This window comes from Runella sp. R5_40 (genome assembly GCF_057652295.1).
The window spans coordinates 132841-140351 of the sequence record NZ_JBYFCH010000020.1; the positions used below are offsets into that span (position 1 = coordinate 132841).

Below are 7511 nucleotides of genomic sequence, written 5' to 3' on the forward strand. Positions count from 1 at the left end.
CGACATCAAACACTAGGTTTTGAGAAACCTAGACGCGGTTAAGAGTAACCGCGTGCACTCAGACAACGCTAACTAATACAAAATTATGACAAAAACATTAGGATTGGTTCACACCTCCGCAACCTTAGTGCCTGTTTTTCAAGAACTTTGCAAACAATACATTCCGCACGTTAACATCTTTAACATCGTTGACGATAGCCTTATCAAACAAGTGATTAGTCGCGGCGAACTGCGGGCTGATACGGCACGGCGGGTAGTTAACTACGCAGGCTCAGCTGAAAGCGCAGGGGCAGATTATATTATGTTTACCTGCTCGTCCATTGGTGCTGCCGTGGAAGCAGCTGCCGACCTCACCCAAGTACCTGTCCTCCGCGTGGACCAGCCCATGGCCGACCAAGCCGTAGCAACGGGGTCGCGCATTGGAGTCATCGCTACGTTACCAACTACCCTCGCCCCCACGTCAGATTTAGTGCAACGTCGTGCGGCGGTTGTAGGAAAAGATATTCAATTAAAGGCCGTCTTGTGCGAAGGCGCGTTTGAGGCGTTGATGGGCGGAAACCCCGCCCTTCACGACACAATGGTGGCCAAAGCGCTGAAAGAGCTGAGTACCCAAGTCGATGTTATTGTGCTGGCCCAAGCCTCGATGGCGCGGGTTGTCGATACCCTTTCAGAATCAGAAAAAATAGTCCCCATTTTGGCAAGTCCACCGATTGCGATGGCGTATTTGGCAACGGTATTATGAAACAATTTTCAAAAATAGCCTTGTACCTCAGTGGCTTGGCAGTGGTGCTACTCGGTGCTGGGCTATTCACTTCCACCGATACCCTTTGGCAACCTGCGGCTGTGGCGTTGGCGGTTTGTTTGGCCATTGGCATGGGTGCAATTCCTTCGTTAAAGGGGTATCAATACACCACTTGGATCATCGCGGCCGTGGTAGCGGGCATGATTTACCCCTCGGCCTTCACCAAGTGGGGAGATTTTGATTTACGTAACAAATGGCTCATTTTGGTCATTATCCAGACCGTCATGTTTGGAATGGGAATCCACATGAGCATTCGCGACTTTGCAGGTTTGGCCACTACGGGCAAAGGCGTAATTATCGGGCTTTTGTGTCACTTTTCGGTGATGCCTTTGATGGGATTGTTACTTACCAAAGTCTTTGACTTTGAGCCCGAAATCGCGGCTGGCATCATCCTAATTGGGTCATGTTCAAGCGGTTTAGCCTCCAATGTCATGGTCTATTTAGCCAAAGCCAATTTGGTTTTATCTGTTATCGTAACCGCCATGGCGACCTTGGTTGCGCCTTTTTTGACGCCCTTATTGATGAAACTGTTGGCAGGAACACTCATTGAGGTTCATTTTGTGGACATGATGATGGAAATTATCAAAATCATCATTGTACCCATTGGCGCGGCCCTTTTACACGATTACCTCAAAAACGCGACACCCGCTAGTTGGCAAAAAATTTGGTTCATTTTTGGTAGCTGCGTTTTGTGGCTGCTTGCTTTGCCACTTGGAACATGGGCCTTTTTCAAAGAAACAATTACCTCCACACCCCTGCTCCAATCCCTTGAGATTTTGGGATTTTTTGTGGGAGCGTTTGTCGTGGGTGTGTTGTATCATTTGCTTACGCTTCGGTTTCCAAAACTGGACAGTCTAATGCCTTATTTTTCGATGTTTGGCATCATTTACTTCACAACAGTGACTACGGCTGCGGGGCGTGAGAATTTGATGAAAGTAGGTTTTCTGCTGTTTATCTGCTCGGTCATTCACAATGCCGCTGGTTATTTCTTTGGGTATTGGTTGAGTCGTTTGTTTGGCTTGGACGTTAATTCTAGCCGTACTGTTGCTTTTGAGGTAGGACTCCAAAACGGTGGCATGGCCTCGGGCTTGGCAGGAAGCATGGGTAAACTCGGTACAGTAGGACTCCCTGCGACGGTGTTTAGCCCTTGGATGAACATTTCGGGGTCTATTTTGGCCAATTATTGGCGTAAACGACAAAAAAATGATGAGCACGCTTAGCATAGAAACCTCACCCCCTAAATCCCCCTCCCCTTTTAGGGGAGGAGGACTTTTGAAGCCCTTCTCCTGGAAGGAGAGGGGTTGGGGTGAGGTTATCCACATTTTCTATTTCCTACTTTTTTTCTTCTTTCTCCAAAACGCCACGGCACAAACGGTATCCCCTGAGCGGATGCAGAAGGTGTATGAAGAAATCAAGACGCCGCACAAGTATGGCCTTATCATCACCCCGACTACCAATGAGAAAAAGCTCGATTGTCCAACGGTTTTTCGTAAAGGCAAAGGTTGGTACATGACCTACCTCATTTACGACGGGCGTGGCTACGAAACATGGCTTGCCAAAAGCAACGACTTGCTCAACTGGACAACCTTGGGGCGTTTGCTCTCGTTTGCCGATACCGATACCACGCATTGGGACAGCAATCAACGAGCGGGCTATGTAGCGCTTCAAAATACCAAATGGGGCGGCAACTACAAGCTCCAAAAATACGATGGCCGCTACTGGATGCCGTATTTGGGCAGTAATACCCGTGGCTACGAAGAAGGCAAATTGTCGCTGGGAATGGCTTTTACCACCCATCCGCCCCATAAAGTCGCGGAGTGGCAGCGCCTTTCCAAACCTACCCTCACTCCCGACGACCCCGATGTGCGCTGGTGGGAAAATAAAAAGCTCTATAAAAGCACGGTGATTTGGGACAAAAAGAAAACCACGGGCTATCCGTTTGTGCTGTACTACAATGCCAACGGCGATACCAGCAATAATAACCCCAAATACCGCTTGATTGAACGCATTGGCATGGCCGTTTCTAACGATATGCAAACCTGGAAACGCTTTGGCCAAGACCCCATCATCGACCATCAATCGGGAATTTCGGGGGATGCTGTGTTGCAAAAAATGGGTGATTTGTGGGTAATGTTTTATTTCGGTGCTTTTTGGAACGACCGCAAAGACGCCTACAACCGCTTTGCCTGTTCGTACGACCTCGTCCACTGGACTAAATGGGAAGGCGCTGACCTCATTGCCCCTTCCGAGCCCTACGATAGTATGTACGCCCACAAATCGTACGTCATCAAGCACAAAGGAATTGTGTATCACTTTTATTGCGCGGTCAATAAACACGACCAACGCGGCATCGCCGTCGCTACCTCCAAAGACATAGGAAAAAGCAAGTTAGCATTTGTCGCTCCCCCCCCACCGAAGAAGAAGTGATCTGTTATCTGTTATCTGTTATCTGTTATCCGTTATCCGTTATCCGTTATCCGCAACTCGTCATTCGTAGCTCTTTATCCATAACTCGTTATTCGTAATTCCTCATTCGTAATTCGTCATTCGTAATTCGTCATTAAAAATGAAGCTCTCTTTCACCGCCCTTTGTGCCCTAGCAACAACGGTCTTTGCCGTGGCTCAAAATAAAGGCATTACCAACACCACCCATAGCCCTTACGCCAAAGTATATTCTCCCAACATCACCGACGTTCGTTGGACGGGCGGTTTTTGGGGCGACCGCTTTCGGGTAGCTAAAGAAACCATGGTACCGCAACTTTGGAAAACCTACACCGACCCCACTATCAGCCATTCTTTTCGGAATTTTGAAATAGCGGCGGGGTTAGAAACTGGCAACTTTAAAGGCCCTTCGTTTCACGACGGTGATTTTTACAAGACGTTTGAGGCCGTGGCCAGTTTGTATGCCTCTACCAAAGACCCCGAACTAGACGCCCTCATGGAAAAAGCCATTGCCGTGATGGCCAAGGCCCAGCGCGAAGACGGCTACGTTTATACCAAAGCCATTATCGAACAAAAGAAAACGGGGAACGCGAAGCTGTTTGACGACAAACTGAGTTTTGAAGCCTATAATTTTGGCCACTTGATGACCGCAGCCTGCGTACACCACCGCGCGACAGGCAAAACCAACCTCCTCGATATTGCCAAAAAATCGGCCGACTTCTTGATTGGTTTTTACAAAATAGCCACGCCCGAACAAGCCCGCAACGCCCTGTGCCCCGCTCACTACATGGGTCTGACGGAGCTGTACCGCACCACCAACGAAAAGAAATACTTGGAACTGGTGAAGTACCTTATCAACATCAAAGGCACCACCGAAGGCACCGACGATAACCAAGACCGCATTCCGTTTCGTCAGCAAACGGTGGCCATGGGGCACGCCGTGCGCGGTACGTACCTCTACGCGGGCGTAGCCGATGTGTATGCCGAAACGGGTGAAGATTCGTTGATGCGGTCGTTGAATTTGATTTGGGACAACCTCACCCAACGCAAAATGTACGTTACGGGGGCTTGTGGGGCACTGTTCGACGGCGTTTCGCCCTACGGAACTTCCTACAAACCCAACGACGTCCAAAAAACGCACCAAGCCTTTGGCCGCGACTACCAATTGCCCAACGTCAGTGCTCACAACGAAACCTGCGCTAACATTGGCAACGTCTTGTTCAACTGGCGGATGTTTACCCTCACGGGCGACGCCCGCTACACCGACGTGGTGGAATTGGCGTTGTACAACAGCGTATTGTCGGGCATTAGCCTTTCGGGCGATAAGTTCTTTTATACCAACCCCTTAGCGGCTTCCAACGACTTTCCGTATCAACTCCGTTGGATGGGTGGCCGCATTCCTTACATCCGTATTTCCAACTGTTGCCCGCCCAACACGGTGCGCACCATCACGGAGGTAAGCGACTACGCCTACAGCCTCAGCGACAACGCCGTTTGGTGCAACCTCTACGGCAGTAGTCAGCTACAAACGACCCTCAAAAACGGCCAAGCCATCGCCCTACGCCAAGAAAGCAACTATCCGTGGGACGGCAACGTAAAAATCACGGTGGAGCAGTTGCCCGCCAGCAGCTTTGGCCTCAAATTGCGTTTGCCAAGCTGGTGTTCAGAGGCCAAATTGTTCATCAACGGCAAAGCCACTCCCTACACCAACGACCGTGGCTACGTGACCATCGAACGCACTTGGAAAAAAGGAGACGTAGTGACGTGGAACATGGCCATGCCGACGGAACTGTTGGAATCAAACCCGTTGGTAGAAGAAAACCGCAACCAAGTGGCGGTGAAGCGCGGGCCGATGGTGTATTGTTTGGAATCGCCCGACATGCCCGCTGCTACCCGCGTTTTTGACGTAGCCCTTCCCAGCACCGCCGCTTTCAAGCCCGTAACAACGAAACTGGATAACACCACCTTGACGGCCTTAGAAACCAACGGCCTGCTCATCAACGACAAAAACTGGGACAAGCAACTTTACCGCCCCCTTTCCCAAGCCAAGAAAACCATCCCCCTAAAGCTCATCCCCTACTACGCCTGGGCTAACCGAGGCCAATCGGAAATGACGATTTGGGTGCCTGTAGTGCGGTAGATTTGTGGCTTAAAATAGCACGGCGTCTATCCCTGAAATGTCAGGAATAGACGCCGTTTTTTTGTTATTTTTGTGGGGGAAACAAGTGAATAACCACTCGTTTGTATCAAACTTGGCTATGAAAAATACTAATATGACTTCTATTTTCTTTACTTCGCTAAGGGCGACTTAAACTTTTTAGAATACCAATGGTATCAGGTTAAATGAACATTTTACTTCGCATAAACCACGATTGTGTTTGGAATACATGTTAAACGCATTTTAAAAAACAGCCTCTGAGAAGCGAAACATTTGTAGAAAATGTAAATAAACCCCTCCACAAAGCCCCATCGGGGCGCCCAATACTCGATGAAAGAGGTCACCCCCATGGGGCTTTCTGAAGAATCCAATTATTGCTTTCTACTAAGATATGGCTCCTCTGGAGCAATAAATAGTTGCTTTCTATTTTTATGCGTTTAACCTGTTTGAAATAATACATTAGCCATTTTTTACTCCGAAACCCACTACTACAAAAAGTATAAGACTGTTAATATTAACTTTATGATAACATCCAAACTCACACTGATATTCACAATTCTGACTTTGCTTTTCAGCTGTAGCGACAACAAAGCCAAACGAAAAAATGAGATAAAAAGGGTTGTCTTTGCGACAGGTGGTTGTTTCGGCAACTGTCCAATCCAAGCTATTGACATCGAGAGTTCTTTGAAAGTAAGGTATCACGGGGTACAATACACTGATAGTATTGGCTTTTTTATCGGTAACATAACCAGCGGCTTTTGGGACACATTAAATATCAAACTTGAAAATATAAACTATAAACAGCTCGACACTTCATACCAACATTCCGTTGACGACCTTTCAACAGAAATTTATATTTACGGCAACGGCAAAGTGAAACATATTAAAGGACAATCTGCAAGTCTGCCCGACAGCGTTATGACAGTTTACCGATGGTTAATGCAAAAAATTAAACATCTCAAACTACATCCATCAAAAGACAGCTTGACATTCCCAACAAATACTGAGAAGCCACTACCTGAAATAGAGGCAATTAAATTTATACAACCAGCTGTTGATGACAAACCATAGGAACAGCTTCAAAATGCCAGTATAACCAGTGTTTGGTGAAAATTTCAAGCCTCAGAGAGGTGCCATCTTCGTAGTGAAAAACAGTCCTCTACCTACCCTCCCACCCTTCCGAAATGACGATTTGGATGCCTGTGGTGCGGTAGGTCTGTGGCTTATAGTGTGAGGCTTTGGGTTTATCTACTCATTATGCCTTTCCTCAAAAGAAAACCACAACAAAAAATAAGGTACTCATAGGAAATAATCTGTACATTCGCATAAACATAAATTGCCTAAAAATGGTAGAGTTTAAGATACAATTAGAAGAAAGTTTTGTGCAAACAATGGGTTACACTCAAATAGAAACTTATTTGCAGGAGTTCATGCAAAAAGCTGTTCTCAAACTTGCGGCACAAGATATTTTGAAAGACCTAGAAAACCTTGATTTGGAAAATGACCAAGAATGGCAGACATCCAGAAATTTGGCATGGCAACAAGAGAAACATAAATATTTTGCCTAGCAATGACCGACTTCGTAATTGATGCAAATATTTTGATGAGTATATTGATAAGCGGCAAAGCAAGCTATAAACCTTTATTAAGGTACTATAACTTCATACTTCCTGATTTTGTGCTGGTAGAAGTTGAAAAGTACCAGAACGTATTGAAAACTAAGACTAAAATGCAAAATGACGAGTTTTTGCAATGGACTTATTTTGTATTTTCACAAATAACAATTCTACCACAATACGTTTTGACCGAAGAAAGTCTTGAAAAGTCTAAAAGACTGCTTAGCAAAATCGATTTAAAAGATGTGACTTATGTAGCTTTAGCAATGCAGTTAGAGCTACCTCTTTTAACAAGAGATAATCCTTTATGCGAAGGTTTACGAAAACAAGGATTTAGAAAGGTCATGCTTTTTGAAGACTTTTTACGAACGCTTTGACAAAAGAATAACGAGCAACTGACCTAGCGGCCAGTACTGTGAGGTGGTCCATTTTAGACGGACAGTTTACTTTGCAGGATTAATAATTCATTTTGGTTGTAAATTTGTTCAAATTT

The 7511-nt window shown here is 46.3% G+C and carries 7 protein-coding genes; all 7 read left to right on the plus strand.

Going from position 1 to position 7511, the window contains the following annotated elements; translation table 11 throughout:
* The first annotated feature begins 85 nt into the window (after positions 1 to 85).
* A complete protein-coding gene (locus AC23N5_RS24965) occupies positions 86 to 742 on the plus strand; it encodes an aspartate/glutamate racemase family protein (protein WP_487757711.1) in 657 nt (218 codons plus the stop codon).
* Positions 739 to 2022 carry a bile acid:sodium symporter family protein gene (locus tag AC23N5_RS24970; protein WP_487757712.1) on the plus strand — a complete coding sequence of 428 codons (1284 nt, stop codon included), beginning with the start codon at positions 739 to 741 and terminating at the stop codon, positions 2020 to 2022. Before AC23N5_RS24965 ends, AC23N5_RS24970 begins: the two co-directional genes overlap by 4 nt.
* On the plus strand, positions 2006 to 3229 hold the full coding sequence (locus tag AC23N5_RS24975; RefSeq protein WP_487757713.1) for a glycoside hydrolase family protein: 1224 nt from the start codon (positions 2006 to 2008) through the stop codon (positions 3227 to 3229). The genes AC23N5_RS24970 and AC23N5_RS24975 overlap by 17 nt, the downstream gene beginning before the upstream one ends.
* 139 nt (positions 3230 to 3368) lie before the next feature.
* Positions 3369 to 5384 carry an aceric acid hydrolase gene (locus AC23N5_RS24980; RefSeq protein WP_487757714.1) on the plus strand — a complete coding sequence of 672 codons (2016 nt, stop codon included), beginning with the start codon at positions 3369 to 3371 and terminating at the stop codon, positions 5382 to 5384.
* Positions 5385 to 5924: 540 nt separating this feature from the next.
* Entirely contained in the window at positions 5925 to 6473 is a 549-nt protein-coding gene (locus AC23N5_RS24985; RefSeq protein ID WP_487757715.1) for a DUF6438 domain-containing protein, read from the plus strand.
* A gap of 275 nt (positions 6474 to 6748) precedes the next feature.
* Positions 6749 to 6970, plus strand: coding sequence for a hypothetical protein (locus AC23N5_RS24990; RefSeq protein WP_487757716.1), 222 nt, complete (start codon positions 6749 to 6751; stop codon positions 6968 to 6970).
* Between the two features lie 2 nt (positions 6971 to 6972).
* The gene (locus tag AC23N5_RS24995; protein ID WP_487757717.1) at positions 6973 to 7395 is read left to right on the plus strand and encodes a PIN domain-containing protein; all 423 of its coding nucleotides are present in this window, start codon (positions 6973 to 6975) and stop codon (positions 7393 to 7395) included.
* Positions 7396 to 7511: the final 116 nt, after the last annotated feature.

Coding starts and splice junctions, on each gene's coding strand:
- AC23N5_RS24965 (WP_487757711.1), top strand. CDS start 86: ATGACAAAAACATTAGGATTGGTTCACACCTCCGCAACCTTAGTGCCT.
- AC23N5_RS24970 (WP_487757712.1), top strand. CDS start 739: ATGAAACAATTTTCAAAAATAGCCTTGTACCTCAGTGGCTTGGCAGTG.
- AC23N5_RS24975 (WP_487757713.1), top strand. CDS start 2,006: ATGATGAGCACGCTTAGCATAGAAACCTCACCCCCTAAATCCCCCTCC.
- AC23N5_RS24980 (WP_487757714.1), top strand. CDS start 3,369: ATGAAGCTCTCTTTCACCGCCCTTTGTGCCCTAGCAACAACGGTCTTT.
- AC23N5_RS24985 (WP_487757715.1), top strand. CDS start 5,925: ATGATAACATCCAAACTCACACTGATATTCACAATTCTGACTTTGCTT.
- AC23N5_RS24990 (WP_487757716.1), top strand. CDS start 6,749: ATGGTAGAGTTTAAGATACAATTAGAAGAAAGTTTTGTGCAAACAATG.
- AC23N5_RS24995 (WP_487757717.1), top strand. CDS start 6,973: ATGACCGACTTCGTAATTGATGCAAATATTTTGATGAGTATATTGATA.